Genomic DNA, 21,452 nt, shown 5'->3' with positions numbered 1-21,452 from the left:
ACTTAGCCGTGAACAAAAGCTGAATCATCGGGAGTCAGCGATTCGTCGCTGATTCGTTCTCACGCTGTTCCGAATCGGAGATAGGAGCGTTCCGGATGACTCGCAAAGGTCGTAATCCCGGAAGCATTTTGAAATCTTCCCTTGCGTTTGCGGCGGCGGCTGTCCATGTGTTCTCTGGCTTCCATTAGCGAAGCATTCTTTTCCTTGGGGCTGCCCGCCTCATTTGCATGGACCATGACTCTGACTTCGCAGCCGATGATACTGAGCGGGCGCGGCGTGACCGCGGTGCTTGGGCCAACCAATACCGGTAAGACCCATTATGCCATCGAGCGCATGGTCGCGCACGGGACCGGCGTGATCGGCCTGCCGCTCAGGCTGCTGGCGCGCGAGGTCTATACGCGGGTGGTGGAGAAGGTCGGCGCGCAGAATGTGGCGCTGGTCACCGGCGAGGAAAAGATTTCGCCGCCCAATGCGCGTTTTTCGGTCTGCACCGTCGAGGCGATGCCGCGTGAGACCAAGGCCGCCTTCGTCGCAATCGACGAGGTGCAGCTCGCCGGCGATCTCGAGCGCGGCCATATCTTCACCGACCGCATCCTGCATCTTCGCGGCCGCGAGGAAACGTTGCTGCTGGGTGCTGCGACGATGCAGCCGATCCTGCAGCAGCTCCTGCCCGGCATCACTGTCGTCGAGCGGCCGCGGCTTTCGCATCTTTTCTATGCCGGTCAGAAGAAGATCACCCGGCTGCCGCAGCGCTCGGCCATCGTCGCCTTCTCGGCCGATGAGGTCTATGCCATCGCCGAGCTCATCCGCCGGCAGCGCGGCGGCGCCGCAGTCGTGCTCGGCGCGCTCAGCCCCCGCACCCGCAACGCGCAGGTGGCGCTTTATCAGGCTGGCGATGTCGAATATCTGGTGGCGACCGATGCGATCGGCATGGGCCTCAACCTCGATGTCGACCACGTCGCCTTCGCCCAGGACCGGAAATTCGACGGCTACCAGTTCCGCAATCTCAATCCCGGTGAACTCGGCCAGATCGCCGGGCGCGCCGGGCGGCACGTGCGCGACGGTACCTTCGGCGTCACCGGACAGGTTTCGCCCTTCGACGAGGAGCTGGTGCAGCGCATCGAGGGACACGAGTTCGACAACGTCAAGGTTTTGCAGTGGCGCACGACCGAAATGGACTTCTCCTCGATCGCATCGCTGCGCGCCAGCCTCGAGGCGGGGCCGCGCGTGCCGGGGCTGACACGGGCGCTGCCTGCGGTAGACCAGCAGGCGCTGGAACAGCTTTCGCGTTATCCCGAGGTTATCGGCCTTGCCGACAGGCCGGCCCGCGTCGAAAAACTCTGGGAGGCTTGCGCGCTTCCCGACTATCGGCGTATCACCCCAGCACAACATGCCGATCTTATCTCGACCCTCTTTTCCGATCTCGTCCGCTATGGCACGGTGAACGAGCAGTTTCTCGCGGAACAGGTTCATCGCTCCGATCGGACAGATGGGGAAATTGACACGCTTTCGGCGCGAATCGCGCAGATAAGAACCTGGACCTACGTTTCGAATCGGCCTGGTTGGCTTGCCGATCCGACACACTGGCAGGAAAAGACGCGGGAAATCGAAGATCGATTGTCCGACGCGTTACATGAAAGGTTGACGAAACGCTTTGTTGATCGCAGGACATCTGTGCTCATGAAGCGCCTGAGAGAGAATGCGATGCTGGAAGCTGAAATCAGTGTGAATGGCGATGTCTTCGTTGAAGGACATCATGTAGGGCAATTGAGCGGATTCCGTTTCACGCAGGTGGCGGGAACGGACGGACCGGATGCCAAGGCGGTTCAGGCTGCGTCGCAGAAAGCGCTCGCGCTCGAATTCGAGGCCCGTGCGGCGCGGATCCATGCCGCCGGCAACAGCGACCTGGCGATCGGTTCGGATGGGTTGATCCGTTGGATCGGCGACCCGGTGGCGCGGCTTTCGGGCAGCGATCACATCATGCGTCCGCGGGTGATACTGCTGGCCGACGAGCAGCTGACGGGCAATGCTCGCGATCATGTCGCCGCCCGTGTCGAGCGCTTCGTCAATCATCATATCAGCACCGTGCTGAAGCCGCTCGATGATCTATCGCGCGCCGAGGACCTGCAGGGTCTGGCCAAGGGGCTGGCTTTCCAGCTCGTCGAGAATCTCGGCGTGCTGTTCCGCCGTGACGTGACCGAGGAAGTCAAGTCGCTCGACCAGGAGGCCCGCGCCTCGATGCGCCGCTATGGCGTGCGTTTCGGCGCCTATCATATTTTCGTTCCGGCCCTTCTGAAGCCGGCGCCGGCCGAACTCATCACGCTGCTCTGGGCGCTGAAGAACGACGGTTTGGACAAGCCGGGCTACGGCGATCTCATTCCGGTGCTTGCCGCCGGCCGCACCTCCGTCGTCACCGATCCGAGCTATGAGCGGATGTTCTACAAGCTCGCCGGGTTCCGTTTCCTCGGCAAGCGGGCCGTGCGCATCGACATCCTCGAACGACTTGCCGATATCATCAGGCCGCTGCTGCAGTGGAAGCCCGGTCAGAACAACCGCCCGGAGGGCGCCTATGACGGCCGCCGCTTCACGACGACGACGGCAATGCTGTCGATCCTCGGTGCGACGCTCGAGGACATGGAAGAAATCCTCAAAGGTCTCGGCTATCGCGCCGATGCCGTAAAGGCGGAAGAGGCATCGGCACATCTTGCGACCCAGGATGCGATTTCCACGCCGGCAGCCACCGCAGAAACGCCTGCCGACGAGACAGCCGAAAAGGCCGATCACGACGATGCCGACGGCGCGGCTGAGGAAACTGCCGCCGAGCCATCCGCGACCGAGTCGGCTTCGGCTGATGTCGAAACGCCCGTGGCGGAAGCGGTGGAAACCGCCGCTGCGGCCGAAGCGATCGAGACACCTGCTGCCGATGAAGCCTCCGCTCCCACGGAAGCGGCATCCGCGCCTGAGGAAGCGGCCTCCGCTTCCGGGGAAGCCGGCGAGCCGGTGGAGCCGAAGCCGGTTCTGCTGTGGCGTCTCGGCGGCCGCAACGACAATCAGCGCCAGGCGCGCGGCGGCCATGGCGAACGCCGTAGCGGCCAGGGCCAGGAGCGCGGTCAGAACCAGGAACGCGGCGACCGCAATCGCCGGCCGGGCGGCGGTGAAGGCGGCGAAGGCAATCGCGGCGGCGAAGGCCGCGACAATAATCGTCACAACCGCGGCAAGGATGGCGGCAATCGCGATGGCGGCCGGCCGCAGCAGGCAAGAGGCGACCGCAACAACCAGCCGCGGGGCGACCAGCCACGCGGCGACCGGCAGGACCGCAAGGATCGCGGCGAGCGAAATGACCGCAACGATCGCAACAACAACCGCGGCGCTTCGCAGCCGCTGCGCTTCGAGGCCAAGCCGCCGCGCAAGGAGAAGCCGATCGATCCGGATTCACCTTTCGCCAAGCTCGCAGCTCTCAAGGAGCAGATGAAGAAGTAATCATGGGCGGGGAGACACAGCCGACAAGCGGTACGCGCCAGCGCATCGACAAGTGGCTGTTCTTCGCGCGCATGGTGAAGTCGCGCTCGCTGGCACAAACCCATGTCCAATCGGGCCATGTGCGCATCAACGGCGAGCGCTGCAATCATCCGAGCCAGATGGTCAAGCCGGGCGACCGTATCGAGCTGACGCTGGAGCGGCGCGATGTCGTTCTCGTCATGCGCCTCGCCGGCGAGCGGCGAGGGCCTTATGAGGAGGCCCGCCTGCTCTACGAGGACCTGTCGCCGTCGCCCGATGAGGCAAAACGCCTCACCCCCTACGAGCAGGCGATCCGGGCGACCGGCACCGGCCGTCCGACGAAAAAGGAACGACGCGCGATCGACAGGCTGATGTCGGACGAGGATTAGAAAACTCTGCCTGCGCCGACGGCTTTTGCAGATCGTTTATCCTTGAAATCCGGCGTTAAAGCCGATACGTCACTGACAACCTGCCGGAAGCGTGCTTGCCTCCCAAGCCTGCCCACGCTTTTCCTCCGGCACGGGGATAGGCGCGACGTTCCAGGTTGCCCGGCCCCATCCGCATGGAATCCTGGAGTTCTTCATGACCTATGTCGTGACCGACAATTGCATCAAGTGCAAATACACCGATTGCGTGGAAGTCTGCCCCGTCGACTGCTTCTACGAAGGCGAGAATTTCCTCGTCATCCATCCCGACGAGTGCATCGATTGCGGCGTCTGCGAGCCTGAATGTCCCGCCGAGGCCATCAAGCCCGATACCGAGCCGGGCCTCGACAAATGGCTGAAGATCAATACCGAATATGCCACCATCTGGCCGAACATCACGGTCAAGAAGGATCCGTTGCCTGAGGCCAAGGAAATGGATGGCGAGACCGGAAAGTTCGAGAAATATTTCTCCGAGAAACCCGGTTCCGGCGATTGAGGCGGCGGCCATATTCGGTCGCCGGATTCGGGCGGCCGCGGGGTGAAACGTTTTAAAAGCTGCGTGAGGAATATGGGTGACATGTGTTGCCCGCATGACTCAAGCGAAGCAAATTATTGATTTCCTCATATTTTTATGATAGGTTTCGCCTACTGTTCCATTTGTGGCATGACGCATGCCCAAAACCATCACGAAAGCAAAACCAATCCGTACGCGGTTTCCGTGTCATATCAACGCTTTGAGCGCCGGGTCCCAAGTTCGCGCGCAAGAAGTTCTTTGCTTTTGCCCGATGGGACCAGAGTGAAGTCACCCGACGGATACTACCGTCTCACCCGGGCCTGACTGACCCGGCTCCGGCCGCCGCCGGAAGCGTAACAGGGAGTTTTTGAATAGAATGACGACTCAGCAGAAAAAGCCTTCCACAGCACGCCATGGCTTCAAGACCGGTGAATCGATCGTCTACCCCGCTCACGGCGTCGGTACCATCACCGCTATCGAAGAGCAAGAAGTTGCCGGCATGAAGCTCGAACTTTTCGTTATCGATTTCGAAAAGGACAAGATGCGGCTGAAGGTTCCGGTCGCCAAGGCGATGAGCATCGGCATGCGCAAGCTTTCGGAAACGGATTTCGTCGAGCGTGCATTGAAGGTCGTGCAGGGCAAGGCTCGCGTCAAGCGCACCATGTGGTCCCGCCGCGCCCAGGAATATGATGCCAAGATCAATTCCGGCGACCTGATTTCCATCGCTGAAGTCGTGCGCGATCTCTATCGTGCCGAGAATCAGCCTGAACAGTCCTATTCCGAGCGCCAGCTTTATGAGGCTGCACTCGACCGCATGGCGCGCGAAATCGCCGCCGTCAACAAGATGTCGGAAACCGAAGCCGTCCGCCTCGTCGAGACCAATCTGAACAAGGGTCCGAAGCGCGGCAAGGCGATTGAAGAAGACGACTCGCAGGACGAAGCCGCCTAAGGCGACCCTGTTTTCCCTATCAAAAAACCCGGCGCAAGCCGGGTTTTTTATTGGAACTTTTTCCCGAGTGCCGCGTTTAACACACGTAATTGCGGACTGCTCGTCGGGCAACGTGCCTCGCCGGGCGAACTGCTATTCCGTCAATGTTCGATGAGGAGCGGATCATGCCTTTTCAATATTGCCTATCCGGCAACGTGAAGAAACAGGTCCAGCCCGGCCGTCTTAACGGCACATGATGAGAATTAGGGCCTCCCCCTGAAAAGTCCAGGGGCGAGGCTTTTATGCATTCAGAACCCCCATTCAGTCCGGACAGCGATGTTCCGGAAGGTGCGTTTTATTGTTAATTTAGGGCGAGAGGCCTGTTTCAGGAGATCGAAATGAAGAACATGTCTGCAGACCGGCGCATGATCAAGATCGCGATGGCCGCCCCCTATCTCGCCCGTCAGGAAGAGCACGATCTCGCCATCCGCTGGAAGGATCACGATGATCGTGGTGCGCGCAACCAGATCGCCATGGCTCATATGCGGCTCGTCATCTCCATGGCCGGCAAGTTCCGCAATTTCGGCCTGCCAATGAGCGATCTGGTGCAGGAGGGCTATGTCGGCCTCCTGGAGGCCGCCGCTCGCTTCGAGCCGGAACGCGACGTGCGTTTTTCCACCTATGCAAGCTGGTGGATCAGGGCTTCGATCCAGGATTATATCCTGCGCAACTGGTCGATCGTGCGCGGCGGCACGAGTTCGGCGCAGAAGGCGCTGTTCTTCAATCTGCGTCGTCTGCGCGCCAAGCTTGCCAAGGGTGACACGCAGCTGACGCTGCAGTCCATTCACCAGGAAATCGCCGCGGCGCTCGGCGTCAGCCTCGCCGATGTGCAGACGATGGATGCCAGGCTTTCCGGCAACGACGCCTCGCTGCAGGCGCCTTCGGTCTCCGGCGATGCCGAGAGTGCAGAGAAGATGGACTTCCTCGTCAGCGATGATCCGCTGCCGGACGAGCAGGTTTCGAACATGATCGATGGCGAGCGCCGCCGCATTTGGCTCGCCTCGGCGCTGAAACACCTGAACGAACGCGAGATGAAGATCATCAGCGCCCGGCGCCTGGCCGAAGACGGTGCCACGCTCGAAGAACTCGGCGCCGATCTCGGCATTTCCAAGGAACGTGTGCGACAGATCGAGAGCCGGGCGATGGAGAAGCTCCGCAGCGCGCTGGTCAGCGCCGATCCGCATATGGCGGCCTACGCCTGAAAATTATTTCCCTCCAGCAGCACAGCTGCCCGGCGCGAGCCGGGCTTTTTTTATTCAGCGATGATCTTGACGCGATCGCCGGGTGAAACGGCTGCACCCGTGGGCAGGGCATTGATGAGCTTGAAGAGATCGAGCTTGCGGTCGGTGCCCATCATGCGGGCGGCGAGCGTCGAGATGTTTTCACCCGGCCGGACGGTGACGACGCGGATGCGCAGCGGCTTCAGCGAGGCAGCTTCGGCCGGCGTCATCCGTCGGAAACTCGCGCGCAGGACATTGGCCGTCGGCTCGAGCGCGTCGCTGCCTTTCGGCACGGCGGTCAGGAAACGGAAGATCTGCGAGTTGTTGCGGATTACCGTGACATCGAAATCCCAGCGGTCGGCGCTGGCGCGCGCGGTGGCCGCCTCCATGCCGTTGATGGTGATCGGCTGGATGGTCGACGGATCGAGGCCGGTCACCCAGCCGCTGGAAATATAGTTGGTGAGGCTCTGGTTCTGATTGTCGGCGACGCCGTCGAAGCGGACGGCGATGTCGTTCGGGCCGGTCGCCATCACCGCTTCGACCTTGTTGTCGATGTGGAAATCCGGCGGCACGTCGAAGCGGATGCCGAGGCCGCCATGCAGGAAGGTCTGGCCGCGCACATAACCTTCTTCCGGGCTGTCGCCGTAGAGTAGGCCATCTATGCCGTCGAGATAATAGTCGCGGCCCTTGTCGCCGACCGAACCTTCCTGGCCGAAGGCTCGCGCATGAGTGCGGGCAAGCTCGATGCGCTGGGCGGAGTTCGGGTGGCTCGACAGAAAGTCGAGGCTCTGGTCGGCTTCGGGATCGACCGACATGAAGCGGCTGTAAGCCGCCATGGAATCGAGGAAACGGGCAGCCGCGTAGGGGTCGTAACCGGCTTCGCCGAGCATGCGCACGCCGATGACGTCGGCCTGCAGTTCCTGCTGGCGGGAGAAGGCGGCGAGCCGCAGTTTGCCGCGGGCCAGCGCCTGCTTGCCGGCGATATCGCTGGAGAGCACCTCGGCGACGACGCGGCTGGCGATGACCTCCGCCTCTTCACGCTTCTGCCGCTCGATGCCATGATTGGCCGTCACGTGGCCCATCTCGTGCGACAGCACGGCTGCGACCTCCGAGGCATCGTTGGCGAGCGCCAGCAGGCCGCGGGTGACGTAGAGATAACCGCCCGGCAGCGCAAAGGCGTTGATTGCCGGTGAATTCAGGATGGTGATGCGGTAGGACTGGCTCGGATTTTCCGACACCGCCGTCAGCGCGCCGGCAATGCGGGCGACGAGGCGCTCGGTCCTGGCGTCCTTGTATTCGCCGCCGTAGCTTGCGACGATGCGCGGATGTTCGCGGGCGCCCATCGCCGCGCGCGGGTCGTTCTTCTGCACCTCGTCGACGATTTGCGGATTGGAAGAAGGCGACACGCTCGGCTGATAGGATTGCTCCATCAGCGTTTGACAGCCATTCAGCGTCATTGCGACGGCCGAAAGCAGCATCAGGCGACGCGCGAAGCGCCGCGGCGCGGAGAAGGCATCACTGGAAAGCGCGGGCGATTTCCACGTCGTCAAGCTGTCCAGTCTGGTTCTCCGCATCATGTCGCTGTTTTGCCGGTTCGCCGCAGATTGGCACCGACCGTGGCAAGGAGATTTCAACAGGTGCGCACCCCTGATGTCGCGCTGCACAATCGGCCGATACACCTTGCTGTAGCTGATTTACGCATCGGTTGCATAGCGAAACTCTGTTTAAATGTGGCGCCGTTGCATTTTGGCAAGCCTCGCTCATTGAGGCCTCCCTTCGCTCGGATGAAATTATGGCGAAAGTTCCGTCAGAAAGCGGAGATTCATCGACGGCGCAGAAAAAGAACGGGCCGATTGAAGTAATCGAGCCGACAGCGGCAGTTGGGAGAGAAAATTGCAATCCTTGATAGTTGTCTCACGGAGGAAACGCCTTCTGATGAGGTATCCACCCCGATTCGTTATTCCGCGGCTTTCGCCGTCGTCGGTTGCCGCATCTTCGCCTCACCGGCATGGGGCAGTTGCACAGGCTTCAGCAGGACAGCGGCTACAAGACCGATCACCGCGATGGCGCAGGCGGTCATGAACAGCGGCGAGAAGGCGGCGGCGTAGATATCAGCGACAGCCTGGCGGCTTGCTTCGGGAAGGGAAGCCATCATCTTCGGCGTCAGTTGCTCGATATCGGCGACACCGGGAATGGAGACGCCGACCTTGTTAAGCTGAGAGGCGATGATCGCGCCATAGATGGAAATGGCGATCGACGCGCCGCCCATGCGCGACAGCGTCACCGAACCGGTGGCGGCGCCGACGTCGCGGGCGGGCGCTGCATTCTGCACGCCGATGACGGGAACCTGCTGGGCAAGGCCGATGCCGATGCCATGCAGCATCATGATCGCGCCGATGAAAGCGATCGGCGTTCCCGCATGGATCTGCGACATCAGTGCGAAGGCGATGGCGCTGCAGGTCAGGCTTGCAATGGCGAAGGGCTTGTAGCGGCCCGTCTTGGAGATGATGCGGCCTGCGGAAAGCGATCCGCAGACGAGGCCGCCCGTCAGAAGGATGAAGAGAAGGCCGGCGGCAGAGGGCGAAAGGCCGGTGGTGGTCTGCAGAAAGAGCGCGAGATAGTTGACCATGCCGATGGCGATGGCGCCGCCCATGATCGAGATCACCAGCAGCAGGCTGAAGGTCGAATTGCGAAAGAGTTCCAGCGGCACGATCGGCTCCAGGGCGCGGCGCTCGACGAATACCCAGGTGACGGCGCAGACGACGCCGAAGGCGACGATGCCGATACTCTGCGGCGAGACCAATGCGCCGAACAGTTCGCTGCTGTCGGTGGCAAGCACGATACTGGTCGTCGTCAGCGCGAGCAGCAGCGCACCGGCATAATCGATCCTCGGGCGGCGATGCGGCTTGCGATAGGGCAGCATGAAGGCAAGACCGGTGAGCACGATGAAGCCGATCGGCACGTTGACGAGGAAGATCGAGCGCCAGCCGAAAAAGTCGCTCATCGTGCCGCCGAGCACCGGACCGATCGCGCCCGACGCCATCAGCACCAGGCTGGAATAGCTCTGGTAGCGCGCCCGTTCACGCGGCTCGAACAGATCGGCGTTGACGGCGAAGATCGACACCATGATGCCGCCGCCGCCAAGACCCTGCAGCAGGCGGGCGGCGATCAGCGTGTTCATCGAGACCGCAAGGCCGCAGACCGCCGAGCCGACGGTGAAGATCATGATCGCCGTCATCATCACGTATTTGCGGCCGAAGAGATCGCCGAGCTTGCCATAGAGCGGCATGACGGCACTCAACGACAGGAGATAGGCCGAGCCGATCCAGCCGAAACGCTCGAGATGACCGAACTCGCCGACGATCGTCGGCAGCGCCGTCGAAACGATCTGATTGTCCAGCGTCGCCATGAACATGGCCGTCATCAGGAAGAAAAAGAGGATAAGCCGGCGACGAGGATCCGTCACGAGCGGCGCAGGCGCGAGTTGCATGTCCATGGGGGCGTCATTCCGGTTGGATGGTCTTTTATGTGCTGTCAGCATATAATTGTCAATGGCACATGATTGACATCGGCATATTCAATTTCCGATTCCGCTCTGTTATGGTGCTGCCATGAACGAAGCCTTGAACAGGATCCTCTCGAAGAACCCGGCCGAGCCGGACGACGAAAGCGTGCCTCGCATCGGCCGGAGCATGGGGCGCATGCGACTGATGACCGGGCGGCGGTTGATCGGCCGGCTGGCGATCCAGAGTGCCGCGCCGGGCCTTGAACTTTCGCATCTCGATGTGCTCGACGCCGTGCGCAGGGCGCAGAGTGCCGGCGAAGTCACGGTCGGCATGATCGCCGAGATGCTGCGCATCGATCCGTCACGGGCAAGCCGGGTGGTGGCCGAGATGGTCGGGCGCAACGTGCTGCGCCGCGAGGCTTCGCAGGCGGATGCGCGGCGGATTGTCGTCGTCATGACCGAGGTCGGCCAGAATCTGCTTGCAGAGATTCACGCGCAGAAACTCGCGATCATCTCCGAGATCGTCGCCGACTGGCCGCAGGAGGATATCGATCGCTTCGCAATGCTCTTCGAGCGTTTCATCGCCGGTTACGAGGCAGTCTTCCAGTCGCGTGACAAGGACACGCCGGGCTAGCGGGTAACCCTGAAAGAAGAGGCACGGCACTGTAAAGCAAAAGGCGCCGATCCGCCCGCGCCCCTTCCCCTCGACCCCCCGTTTGCGCTAAGGGCAATGCCCATGAGCCCATCCACCTTCACCATTCTCCTTGGCGGCGAACTCAGCCTGACGCAGCGCCTGCGCCAAGCCGTCGGCGGCAGCCGTTTCATCGCGGCCGATGGCGGTATGCGGCATGCGCTCGCACTCGGTATTACGCCGGAACTCTGGGTCGGCGATTTCGATTCGACCCCGGCCGATCTCGAAGGCACCTTTCCCGATGTGCCGAAACAGCCCTATCCCGCGGCAAAGGCGGCGACGGACGGCGAAATCGCCGTGTCGGAAGCGATCGCGCGCGGTGCGCGGCGGCTTATCCTCGCTGGTGCGCTTGGCGGCGAACGCTCGGACCACGCGCTTCAGCATCTGCTGTCGGCTGTCAGCCTGGCGGAAGATGGGTTCGACCTGCTGCTGACCTCGGGGAAGGAAGAGGCCGTGCCGCTGCTTGCCGGGGCAATCGAGCTGGACCTTCCCAAAGACAGTCTGTTTTCGGTGCTCGGGTTCAGCGAGCTGATCGGGCTTTGCATCGACAATGCGCGTTATCCGCTGGCCGATTTCCATCTGCCTTTCGGCTCGTCGCGCACCATTTCCAATGTCGCGGAAGGCAAGGTTCGCCTTTCGCTGGCCAGCGGTCGAGCGATCGTGCTCGCCCGGCCCTATGATCTTTCCGGAGTCTGATTTTTGGCCCCTCCCATTCTGAAACTCGACGACATCTTTCTGAGCTTCGGCGGCGCACCGCTTCTGGCGGGCGCTAGTCTGCAGATCGAGCCCGGTGACAAAATCTGTCTCGTCGGGCGCAACGGCTCGGGAAAATCGACGCTCTTGAAGATCGCCGCCGGCTTGGTCGAGGCGCAGTCCGGCGAGGTCTTCCGTCATCCGTCCTCGACGGTGCGTTATCTCGAACAGGCGCCGGATTTTGCCGGCTTCAACACCGTTCAGGCCTATGCCGAAGCCGGTCTCGGGCCGGGCGACGACCCCTATCGCGTCACCTATCTGCTCTCCCATCTCGGGCTGACAGGCGAGGAAGATCCGAAGATGCTGTCCGGCGGCGAATCGCGCCGCGCTGCCCTTGCCCGCGTGCTGGCGCCGGAGCCCGATATTCTCCTGCTCGACGAGCCGACCAACCATCTCGACCTTCCCACAATCGAATGGCTGGAAGGCGAGTTGCAGAAGACGCGCAGCGCCCTGGTGCTGATCTCGCACGACCGGCGCTTTCTCGAAAAGGTGTCGACGGCAACCGTCTGGCTCGATCGCGGCACCTCGCGCCGGCTCGACAGGGGCTTTTCGCATTTCGAGGCCTGGCGCGACCAGGTGCTGGAGGCCGAGGAGCTGGAGCAGCACAAGCTCGGCAAGGCGATCGAGCGTGAGGAGCACTGGCTGCGCTACGGCGTCACGGCGCGGCGCAAACGCAACATGCGCCGTCTCGGCGAGCTGCAGACCATGCGATCGCAATATCGCGGCCACAAGGGACCGCAGGGCACGGTGCAGGCGACGGCTTCGGACGCGCAGGAATCCGGCAAGCTGGTGATCGAAGCCGACAAGATCACCAAGAGCTTCGGCGAGCGGGCAATCGTCACACCGTTTTCGATCCGCGTGCATCGCGGCGATTGCATCGGTCTGGTCGGGCCGAACGGCGCCGGCAAGACGACACTCCTGAAGATGTTGACCGGGCAGCTTTCTCCCGATAGCGGCACGATAAAGCTCGGCACCAATCTTGAGATCGCGACACTCGACCAGAAACGCGAGGATCTCGATCCCGAGGACACGCTCGCCAACTATCTGACCGATGGGCGCGGCGAAAACCTGCTCGTCAACGGCGAGCAGCGTCATGTCACCGGCTATATGAAGGAGTTCCTGTTCCAGCCGGAACAGGCGCGCACGCCGATCAGAAGCCTCTCCGGCGGCGAGCGCGCCCGGCTGATGCTGGCGCGTATTCTCTCCCGTCCGACGAACCTGTTGATCCTCGACGAACCGACCAACGATCTCGATATCGAGACGCTCGACCTGCTGCAGGAAATCGTCGCCGGTTTTCCCGGCACCGTCATTCTCGTCAGCCACGATCGCGATTTCCTCGACCGCACCGTGACCTCGACGATCGCACCTGCCGCGCCGGATGCGCCGGACGGACGCTGGATCGAATATGCCGGCGGCTATTCCGACATGCTTGCGCAGCGCAAGGGCGCGCTCGATGAGCGCAAGCGGGCCGAGAAGGCGGCTGAGAAACCGAAAACCCAGGAGGCAGCGCCTTCCGGGGGGAACTCGAAGGGCAAGCTCTCCTTCAAGCAGAAATTCGCGTTGGATAATCTGCCGAAGGAAATGGCGAAAGCCGAAGCCGAGATCGCCAAGCGCGAGCAGATGATGGCCGACCCCAATCTTTTCACGCGTGATCCCACAGCCTTCAACCGGCTCGCCAGCGAGATGGAGAAGCTGCGCGCCGGCCTCACCAAGATGGAAGAGGAGTGGCTGGAGCTCGAAATGCTGCGGGAAGAGCTGGAAGGCTGAGGCTTCTCAAACTCCTCGGCTCACCTTTCCTTGATTGGCCAGTGTATCGCCGCCCCGCATAGGGTGCCGTCCGGCAGCAAATCCAAGTGTTCCAGCGTCCTTTGCGCGTCTGAAAGACGCGCGGCGCTGTAAGGATATTGCCGACCGCAATGGCGACAAGGAAAAGTCATATGTCTCGCAAGCCTCCTTCCAGAACTTTCATGGCCTTAGCTGCCGGCGGCCTTGTTGCGCTTGCCCTATCGCAAGCCGCAGAGGCGCAGGATAGCAACCGCATTCGCGTTCGCGGCGCCATCGAAAACCTCAGCGGCGACAAGCTTATCGTCAAGACGCGCGAAGGCAGCGATGCGACGATCACGCTAAAAGCCGGCTGGAAGGTCGGCGGCATCAAAAAAGCTTCGGTCGAGGATATCAAGCCCGGCGATTTCGTCGGCGTCGCCTCGCTGCCGAAAGGCACCGCCCCGGATGGGGCGATCGAGGTGCTGATCTTTCCGGCGTCGATGAAGGGGACCGGCGAGGGCAACCGTCCCTGGGATGCGCAGCCGAACAGCCAGATGACCAACGCGACCGTCAGCAACGCCGTCAAATCCGTCGACGGCCACACGATCACGCTGACCTATCAGGGCAAGGAAAAAACCATCACCATCGCCGCTGCGACCCCGATCGTGACCTTGGCGCCGGCGACCAAGGACGATCTGAAGGCTGGCGCCGGCGTCATCGTCACCGGCGAGAAGGCGGCGGATGGCAGCATCACGGCCAGCCAGGTCGCCGTCGGCCTCAACGGCATTATGCCGCCGATGTAATTGGCTTAGAGCGCCGGCGTGGGCACGGCGGCAGCGCTCGTACCGGCACTGGCGCCGGTCTGGGCGATTTGCTGCTGCTGCGGTTCCTCGGATTTCGACGGCAGCGCCTGCAGATGCAGGACGCGCGGCTGCAGCGCCTCGAGATAGGCCTCGGAGCGGCCGATATAGATCATGCCGGTTTCGGGCATGGTGGTCAGAAGTTTGGCCATCGTTTCCTGCCATTCCGGCTCCATGCCTTCCAGCACTTCGTCGAAGACGATCCAGCGCGGACGCACGAGAAGCAGGCGGGCAAAGCCGATCGCCTTCTGTTCGTCGCTGTCGAGCAGCTTGTCCCAGCGGGCGCGGGTTTCGAGCCGTGCGATCAGCGAATGCAGGCCGGCCTTCTCCAGGGCTGCCTCGACGGCTGCTTTTTCATAGGCATCGGGGCTTTCGGGAAAGGCCAGCGCCTCGCGCAGCGAGCCGCCAGGGACATAGGCTACCTGTGGAACGAACAGCATGTCGTCGATCGGCGGCAGGCCCATCGTGCCGCTGCCGCACGGCCAGAGGCCGGCCATCGCCTGGAACAGCAGCTTGCGGTTGACGCTGTGATCGCCGTTGATCATGATCTTTTCGCCGGCCTTGATCACCACATCGGTTTCGCGCAGGCGGAATCCGCCGCATTCGTCGATCTCTTCGCCGATCTTGGCGACGATGACGATATCTTTCAGCGTCAGCGTGTCGGGCGCGGTGGCTTCATAGGCAATGCTGTCCTTGAGGTCGTAATCCTCCTCCATGTCGACCAGCGCCTGGCGGAAATCGGTGACGCGCATCAGCGTGGCGCGCCATTCGGCGATCGGGCCGAAATTGGCAACGTACCAACGCAGCGCCGTGTTGACCTGGTTGAAGGCGCCGACCGACATCATCAGCTGGCCAAGAGTGAGGCCGCCGGAGAAATAGGCCGGCGCAGCGACGATGATCGGGATGACGATCACCAGCCAGCCGTAGCCGGCCGAAACCCAGGTGAGGTTGGTATTGGCCATGGCGAGCCGCTTGACGACCCTCAGCACCGAGCTGATGTCGGTGTTGATGCGCCGGCGCTCGTTCTCCTCACCGCGGGCAACGGTGATTGCCGGCATGTTCTCGTTGGCATGCATCAGGGTGAAGCGAAGCTCGGCCTCCTTCGAGAAGCGGTCGGCATTGAGCTTCACCAGCTTGCGGCCGACGACCTGGCTCAGCACCGAGGCGGAGGCGGCGTAGAACATCGCCGCCCAGACCATATAGCCCGGAATGGAGAAGCTGTGGCCGCTGATGTGGAAGATGAAGCCGCTGGAAAGCTCCCAGAGCACGCCGATGAAGCTGACGAGAAGAATGGTCGCCTGCAGCAGGCCGAGAACGAGCCCCGTGGTGCTTTCGGCAAGGTTGCGGGAATCCTCGTGCAAGCGCTGGTCCGGATTGACGCCGATCAGGCCGCTGGAGGCCAGCCGCAGCGCCCGTTTGCGCTTCAGCCACTGATCGACGAGATCGCGCGACAGGCCTTCGCGCATATAGAGCGCCGTCATCTGGTTCAGCCATGCCTGCAGCACATTCAGCAGCAGCAGCGTACCGGCGATCATCGCGAAGATTTCAAGCTGATGGAAGAATTCGCCGAGGTCGCGGCGTTCCAGTGAGTCGTAGAAGGGAGCATTCCACTCGTTGAGGATGACTTGGCCATAGGCCGTCGCCAGGATGACGACGATCAGCACGGTCGCCAGAAACAGCACCTTGCCACGCACGTCCGAATTCCAGAATGCTGAGAACATCACTCCGAGGCGGTAAGTCAGGCTGAGATCATACCCTACTCCATCCTGCCTTCGGATGCCCGGCCTCCCCTCGGTCTTATCTGCCATCACGCTTTTCCAACATCGCCCATGCTTACCATTATTAACATGGTGGCGTTACCGGTCTATCAACAGATTCTATCAGTCATTAAACTGTGATGATGCTTGCCTGATTCGCCACTGCGTGCATTCGCCGGTTGATTCGTGGCTAGACTAAGACTAATTAAAGCATCCGTGGTGATTTGGCCGGCCGGCTTGCAGCCACGTTAAAAAAGTCGCTAAAGGGCCGCGTGCGGACCGGTAGCGATTTTTTCGCCGCCGGTTTTTTGCTTTTTTGATCGAGTGACCGCAATGCCCATCAAGATCCCCGATACGCTGCCCGCCTTTGAAACTCTCGTTCAAGAGGGTGTGCGGGTTATGACCGAGACGCTGGCGATCCGTCAGGATATCCGTCCGCTGCAGATCGGCCTGCTCAACTTGATGCCGAACAAGATCAAGACCGAATTGCAGATGGCCCGACTCGTCGGCGCCTCGCCGCTGCAGGTCGAGCTGTCGCTGATCCGCATCGGCGGCCACAAGGCGAAGAACACCTCCGAAGATCACCTGCTTGCCTTCTACCAGACCTGGGAGGAGGTGAAGCACCGCAAGTTCGACGGTTTCATCATCACCGGGGCGCCGATCGAGCTTTTGCCCTATGAGGACGTTACCTATTGGCCGGAGATGCAGGAGATTCTCGACTGGACGGAAACCAATGTGCATTCGACGATGAACGTCTGCTGGGGCGCGATGGCGGCGATCTATCATTTCCACGGCGTTCCGAAATACGAGCTGAAGGAGAAGGCCTTCGGCGTCTACCGCCACCGCAACCTGAAACCTTCCTCCATCTATCTCAACGGCTTTTCCGACAATTTCGAGGTGCCGGTGTCGCGCTGGACGGAGGTGCGCCGCGCCGATATCGAGAAATCCGAAAGCCTGGAGATCCTGATGGAATCCAGCGAGATGGGCGTTTGCCTCGTGCACGAGAAGCGGGGCCGGCGGCTCTATATGTTCAACCACGTCGAATATGATTCTACGTCGCTGTCCGACGAATATTTCCGCGACGTCAATACCGGCGTGCCGATCAAGATGCCGCACAATTATTTCCCGCATAATGATCCGGCGCTTGCGCCGCAGAACCGCTGGCGCAGCCATGCGCATCTTTTGTTCGGCAACTGGATCAACGAAATTTACCAGACGACGCCCTTTGATGTGGAGGAGATCGGCACGGATCTGTGAGCGTTGTTCCTTTCTGATCCTGGCAGGTTGCGGTTTGGAACAAATGCGGGCAGGTTCCGGTCGGAATGCTAGATATCAAACGGACGGTCGATCATGTCGGATAAGTTGCAGCGGGAAGTTTTCGGGCAGACGAAGGCGGGAGAGACCGTCTATCGTGTCGTCATCAAGGGCGGCGGGCTGACGGCCAAGATCATCACCTGGGGCGCGGTCATCCAGGATCTGCGCCTGGAAGGGCACGAGGCGCCGCTGCAGCTGGGCTTTGAGGAATTCGACAGCTATCCGCTCTATTCGGCCTATTTCGGCGCGACGCCCGGCCGCTGCGCCAACCGTGTCGGTGGCGGCAGGTTCACGCTCGACGGCAAGGATTATCAGCTGGAGCCGAACGAAAATGGCGTCACGCATCTGCATGGCGGCAGCGACAATATCGCCAAACGCAACTGGACAGTCGTCGAGCATGACGTCGACCGCGTGGTGCTGAAGATCGTCGATCCGAATGGTCGCGCCGGCTATCCCGGCAATTGCACCATCCAGGCAACGTTTTGGGTGCACGGCAACGGCGAATTGTCGGTGACCTATGAATCGACCAGCGACCAGCCGACGCTCGCCAATGTCTGCCAGCACGCCTATTTCAATCTCGATGGCCGCGAAGATGCGCTTGGCCACGACATCATGATCGCTGCCGATCACTATCTTCCGACCGACGAGAGGCAGGTGCCGACCGGTGAGATCCGGTCCGTCGAGGGGACGGAGTTCGATTTCCGCGAGATGGCGCCGATGAAGCGTATCGTCGGCAGCGAACAGGCGTTGTACGACCATAATTTCTGCCTGTCGGCCGAGCGCACCGCCAAGCGCAGCGTCGCGCTTGCCCGCAGCCTCTATTCCGGTGTGTCGCTTGAGGTGCGCAGCACCGAGCCGGGCGTGCAGTTCTATGCCGGTTTCAAGCTCAATACCGGGGCGCCCGGTCTCGGCGGGCGTACATACGGTCCGTTTGCCGGCTTCTGCCTGGAGACGCAGGTCTGGCCGGATGCCATCAATCACCAAGGTTTCCCGAACGCGGTGCTGCGCCCCGGCGAGGTGCTGCGCCAGGAAACGGACTATATCTTCTCCAAGAGCTGACGGCCTTTTCAGGCGCGCGGTGCTGTCGACGCACCGCTGTCAAAATTTGTCGTTATGAACCTCTCCGGTCCCCGGGGAGGTTTTTTCTTGCCTGCACGCGATTCCATCTTGCCGATTGGTTCTAGATAGGTTCTATTGTGTGCCTATGGATAGAACCAGTCTGATAGCGGAACTGAACAGCCGCGGCCTGCGTGATGAGGCGTTGACCGGTCCGCTCTACAAGCGGCTGGCGCAGGCGCTGACCGGCCTCATCCAGGAAGGCCTGCTGAAGCCCGGCACGGCGCTTCCGGGTGAACGCGACCTCGCCGAGGCTTTGAAGCTCGGCCGTGTCACCGTGCGGACCGCCTATCGCGATCTGATGACGTCGGGTGCACTGGAATCGCGCCACGGAAGCGGTACTTTCGTATCAAGCAGGGTGGAGCGCATGGAACAGTCGCTCTGGCGGCTTTCCTCCTTCTCCGCCGACATGCGTTCGCGCGGGCGTCTGCCGGCTGCGCGGATATTGTCGCGGGCAGTCAATACACCGTCGCCGGAGGAATCCTTCCTGCTCGGCCTCGGCGGCGACGAACCGGTTCTCAGGCTCGACCGGTTGCGCCTCGCCGACGGCCTGCCGCTGGCGATCGAACGCGCCGTGGTGCCGATGAAGTTCTTGGGCGACGATGCCGGTGGCGAGGGATCGCTCTATGATGCGCTGACGGCCAGCGGCCACCGGCCGGTGCGCGCGCTGCAGCGGCTGACGGCGGTCACGCTCGACCCGTCCTCGGCGGCGATCCTGAACGTGACACCAGGCGCGCCGGCGCTGCTGATCGAACGTGTCTCGCGCCTGGAAGACCAGCGCGTCGTCGAATATACCCGCTCGCATTACCGCGGCGATGCCTATGATTTCGTTGCAGAATTGAGAATCGGAGATGACCTATGAGTGAGAACCAGTCGCTGATGCTGCAGGAAGCCGGCCAGTCGCCGGCGGTGGTGGCCACCCTTCTCGAAAAGGAAAAACCGGTCTTTGCCGAGATCGCCCGGCTGTTTTCGTCCACCCGCCCGAGCGTGGTAACGACGGCGGCGCGCGGCTCTTCCGACCACGCCGCCACCTTCTTCAAATATCTCTTCGAGATCACCTGCGGCGTTCCGGTCGCATCCGTCGGTCCGTCGATCGCTTCCGTCTACGGTGCCGCGCTGCATCTGAAGGGCGGCGTGCATTTCACCGTCTCGCAATCGGGCGCCAGCCCCGATATCGTCGCGCTTCAGGAAGCGGCCAAGAAAGGCGGGGCGACGACGATCGCCGTCGTCAACGTCACCGACAGTCCGCTGGCCAAACAGGCCGATATCGTTCTCGGCCTCAATGCCGGCGCGGAAAAGAGCGTCGCGGCGACGAAATCCTTCATTGCCTCGGTCGCCGCCCTTTCCGGGGTGACGGCTGCGATCGGCGGCGCATCCGACCTGCAGGCGGCACTCGGCAAGCTGCCAGAGGCACTGTCGGCAACCGCCGGGATCGATACGGCGGCAGCCGAAGAGGTGCTCTTCAACGCGACCTCGCTCTATACGGGCGGCCGCGGTCCGGCTTTTGCAATCGCGCTCGAAGCAGCGCTGAAGGCCAAGGAAACCTCCGGCCTGCATGCCGAGGCCTTCTCGCTGGCGGAACTGATGCATGGCCCGATGCGGCTGGTGCAGCCAGGCTTTCCGATCGTTGCCTTCGCGCCCGACGATGCCGCCTTCGCCAACAACCGCCAGGCGCTCGAGCGTCTGCAGAAGCTCGGCGCCACCACCGTCGGCTTCTCGGCGCAGCCGCTCTCCGGCGTCAATCTGCGCGTGCCGACGACGGGCAACGGCCTGGTCGATCCGCTGGTATCGCTGCTCGTCTATTACCGCCTGATCGAGTCGGTGACGCGCCGTAAGGGCTTCGATCCGGACAAGCCGGCGAACCTGCTCAAGGTGACGGAGACGGTCTGATGGCCCGCAAGATCTTCGTCGGCGCCCGTATCTTCGACGGCGAGCGCTTCCATGACGACAAGGCGCTTCTCGTTGCCGATGGCCGTGTCGAAGCGATCGTTGCGAGAAACGATCTGCCTGAGGGCGAGACGGTGACGTTTGCCGGCGGCGTTCTGTCGGCCGGCTTCATCGATGCGCAGGTCAACGGCGGCGGCGGCAGGATGCTGAACGACGAACCATCAGCCGCTTCGATGGAGATCATTGCCGACGGCCACCGGCCCTATGGCACGACATCGCTGCTGCCGACGCTGATTACCGATACGGCTGAAGCGTCCATTGCCGCGATCGAGGCCTCGACAGAGGCCGTCAAGGCCAACCGCGGCGTCGCCGGCCTGCATCTCGAAGGGCCGCATCTGGCGCCCGCCCGCAAGGGCGCGCATCTGGCCGAACTGATGCGGCCGGTTGAAGATAGCGACGTCAAGGCCTTCATTCGAGCGCGTGAAGCGATCGGCACGCTGCTTGTCACCATGGCCGCCGAGCAGGTGACGGTTGCCCAGGTGCGCGAACTCGCGGAGGCCGGCGTCACCATCAGCATCGGCCATTCCGATTGTTCGAGCGAGGCGGCTGAAGAGCGTTTCGATGCCGGCGCGCGGGGCGTCACGCATCTCTTCAACGCCATGAGCCAGCTTGGACACCGGGCGCCCGGTCTCGTCGGCGCGGCGATCGACCATCCCTCGGTCTGGTGCGGCATCATTGCCGACGGTCATCACGTCGATCCGAAAGCCCTACGCACGGCGCTGCGCGCCAAGCGCGGCGAAGGCAAGCTGTTCTTCGTCACCGATGCGATGTCGCTCGTCGGGTCTGGGAAGGACTCGTTCACGCTGAACGGGCGCACCGTCCGGCGCGAAAAGGGCGGGTTCTGCTCGAAGCTGGTGCTTTCCGACGGGACGCTCGCCGGTTCCGACGTCGATATGATCTCGACGATCCGATACGGCGTCACCTATCTGGAGCTGACGCTCGCCGAAGCCTTGCGCATGGCGACGCTTTATCCCGCCCGGTTCCTCGGGCTTGGCGACCGCGGCCATCTCTCGCCGGGCGCGCGCGCCGATCTGGTGCATCTCACCGATGCCCTCACAGTTACCGCCACATGGCTCGGCGGCGAGGCGGCCTGACATCAA

17 protein-coding genes and 1 riboswitch are annotated in these 21,452 nt (G+C 62.2%); of the genes, 14 read left to right on the top strand and 3 right to left on the bottom strand.

The window, feature by feature from the left end; translation table 11 throughout:
• Positions 1–234: 234 nt before the first annotated feature.
• The 5 genes from RLEG4DRAFT_RS32025 (at position 235) to RLEG4DRAFT_RS32005 (ending at position 6,627) form a co-directional block, all read left to right on the top strand.
• A complete protein-coding gene (locus RLEG4DRAFT_RS32025) occupies positions 235–3,480 on the top strand; it encodes a helicase-related protein (RefSeq protein WP_037094956.1) in 3,246 nt (1,081 codons plus the stop codon).
• Between the two features lie 2 nt (positions 3,481–3,482).
• Positions 3,483–3,887 carry an RNA-binding S4 domain-containing protein gene (locus RLEG4DRAFT_RS32020; protein WP_003583041.1) on the top strand — a complete coding sequence of 135 codons (405 nt, stop codon included), beginning with the start codon at positions 3,483–3,485 and terminating at the stop codon, positions 3,885–3,887.
• Between the two features lie 193 nt (positions 3,888–4,080).
• Positions 4,081–4,419: a ferredoxin FdxA gene (fdxA, locus tag RLEG4DRAFT_RS32015; protein WP_003567552.1), complete on the top strand. Its 339-nt coding sequence runs from the start codon at positions 4,081–4,083 to the stop codon at positions 4,417–4,419.
• Between the two features lie 394 nt (positions 4,420–4,813).
• A complete protein-coding gene (locus tag RLEG4DRAFT_RS32010; protein ID WP_003543775.1) occupies positions 4,814–5,386 on the top strand; it encodes a CarD family transcriptional regulator in 573 nt (190 codons plus the stop codon).
• A 377-nt stretch (positions 5,387–5,763) separates the two neighbouring features.
• Complete coding sequence (locus RLEG4DRAFT_RS32005; protein ID WP_003567549.1) at positions 5,764–6,627, top strand: RNA polymerase factor sigma-32; 864 nt, start codon at positions 5,764–5,766, stop codon at positions 6,625–6,627.
• 50 nt (positions 6,628–6,677) lie between these two features.
• On the opposite strand, the gene RLEG4DRAFT_RS32000 is transcribed toward RLEG4DRAFT_RS32005, so the two are convergent.
• Both RLEG4DRAFT_RS32000 and RLEG4DRAFT_RS31995 read right to left on the bottom strand, forming a co-directional pair.
• Positions 6,678–8,222: a M48 family metalloprotease gene (locus RLEG4DRAFT_RS32000; protein ID WP_003583038.1), complete on the bottom strand. Its 1,545-nt coding sequence runs from the start codon at positions 8,220–8,222 to the stop codon at positions 6,678–6,680.
• 380 nt (positions 8,223–8,602) lie between these two features.
• Positions 8,603–10,141, bottom strand: coding sequence for an MDR family MFS transporter (locus RLEG4DRAFT_RS31995; protein WP_003583036.1), 1,539 nt, complete (start codon positions 10,139–10,141; stop codon positions 8,603–8,605).
• A gap of 115 nt (positions 10,142–10,256) precedes the next feature.
• Between RLEG4DRAFT_RS31995 and RLEG4DRAFT_RS31990 the strand changes: the two genes are divergently transcribed.
• The 4 genes from RLEG4DRAFT_RS31990 (at position 10,257) to RLEG4DRAFT_RS31975 (ending at position 14,161) form a co-directional block, all read left to right on the top strand.
• Positions 10,257–10,784 carry a MarR family winged helix-turn-helix transcriptional regulator gene (locus tag RLEG4DRAFT_RS31990; RefSeq protein WP_003583034.1) on the top strand — a complete coding sequence of 176 codons (528 nt, stop codon included), beginning with the start codon at positions 10,257–10,259 and terminating at the stop codon, positions 10,782–10,784.
• A 96-nt stretch (positions 10,785–10,880) separates the two neighbouring features.
• Entirely contained in the window at positions 10,881–11,537 is a 657-nt protein-coding gene (locus tag RLEG4DRAFT_RS31985) for a thiamine diphosphokinase (RefSeq protein ID WP_171898251.1), read from the top strand.
• Between the two features lie 3 nt (positions 11,538–11,540).
• The gene (locus RLEG4DRAFT_RS31980) at positions 11,541–13,361 is read left to right on the top strand and encodes an ABC-F family ATP-binding cassette domain-containing protein (protein WP_003583030.1); all 1,821 of its coding nucleotides are present in this window, start codon (positions 11,541–11,543) and stop codon (positions 13,359–13,361) included.
• Positions 13,362–13,531: 170 nt separating this feature from the next.
• Complete coding sequence (locus RLEG4DRAFT_RS31975) at positions 13,532–14,161, top strand: DUF5666 domain-containing protein (protein ID WP_003583029.1); 630 nt, start codon at positions 13,532–13,534, stop codon at positions 14,159–14,161.
• A 5-nt stretch (positions 14,162–14,166) separates the two neighbouring features.
• Here RLEG4DRAFT_RS31975 and RLEG4DRAFT_RS31970 read toward each other — a convergent pair whose 3' ends face one another.
• On the bottom strand, positions 14,167–16,026 hold the full coding sequence (locus RLEG4DRAFT_RS31970) for an ABC transporter ATP-binding protein/permease (RefSeq protein WP_003583028.1): 1,860 nt from the start codon (positions 16,024–16,026) through the stop codon (positions 14,167–14,169).
• Positions 16,027–16,181: 155 nt separating this feature from the next.
• Positions 16,182–16,259, top strand: a riboswitch (SAM riboswitch).
• Between the two features lie 49 nt (positions 16,260–16,308).
• Between RLEG4DRAFT_RS31970 and metA the strand changes: the two genes are divergently transcribed.
• The 5 genes from metA to nagA all read left to right on the top strand — a co-directional run bounded on the left by metA (position 16,309) and on the right by nagA (position 21,446).
• Entirely contained in the window at positions 16,309–17,232 is a 924-nt protein-coding gene (gene metA, locus RLEG4DRAFT_RS31965) for a homoserine O-acetyltransferase MetA (RefSeq protein WP_003583027.1), read from the top strand.
• 93 nt (positions 17,233–17,325) lie between these two features.
• Positions 17,326–18,348: an aldose epimerase family protein gene (locus RLEG4DRAFT_RS31960; RefSeq protein ID WP_003583026.1), complete on the top strand. Its 1,023-nt coding sequence runs from the start codon at positions 17,326–17,328 to the stop codon at positions 18,346–18,348.
• A gap of 145 nt (positions 18,349–18,493) precedes the next feature.
• Positions 18,494–19,267 (top strand): GntR family transcriptional regulator, encoded by a 774-nt coding sequence (locus RLEG4DRAFT_RS31955; protein ID WP_003583025.1) that lies wholly within the window; start codon positions 18,494–18,496, stop codon positions 19,265–19,267.
• A complete protein-coding gene (locus RLEG4DRAFT_RS31950; protein ID WP_003583024.1) occupies positions 19,264–20,295 on the top strand; it encodes an SIS domain-containing protein in 1,032 nt (343 codons plus the stop codon). Before RLEG4DRAFT_RS31955 ends, RLEG4DRAFT_RS31950 begins: the two co-directional genes overlap by 4 nt.
• On the top strand, positions 20,295–21,446 hold the full coding sequence (gene nagA / locus RLEG4DRAFT_RS31945; RefSeq protein WP_003583023.1) for an N-acetylglucosamine-6-phosphate deacetylase: 1,152 nt from the start codon (positions 20,295–20,297) through the stop codon (positions 21,444–21,446). The genes RLEG4DRAFT_RS31950 and nagA overlap by 1 nt, the downstream gene beginning before the upstream one ends.
• Positions 21,447–21,452: the final 6 nt, after the last annotated feature.

This window comes from Rhizobium leguminosarum bv. trifolii WSM2297 (assembly GCF_000271845.1).
The sequence above is the reverse complement of the archived record's forward strand: the minus strand, read 5'-3'. Positions and strand labels throughout refer to the sequence as shown.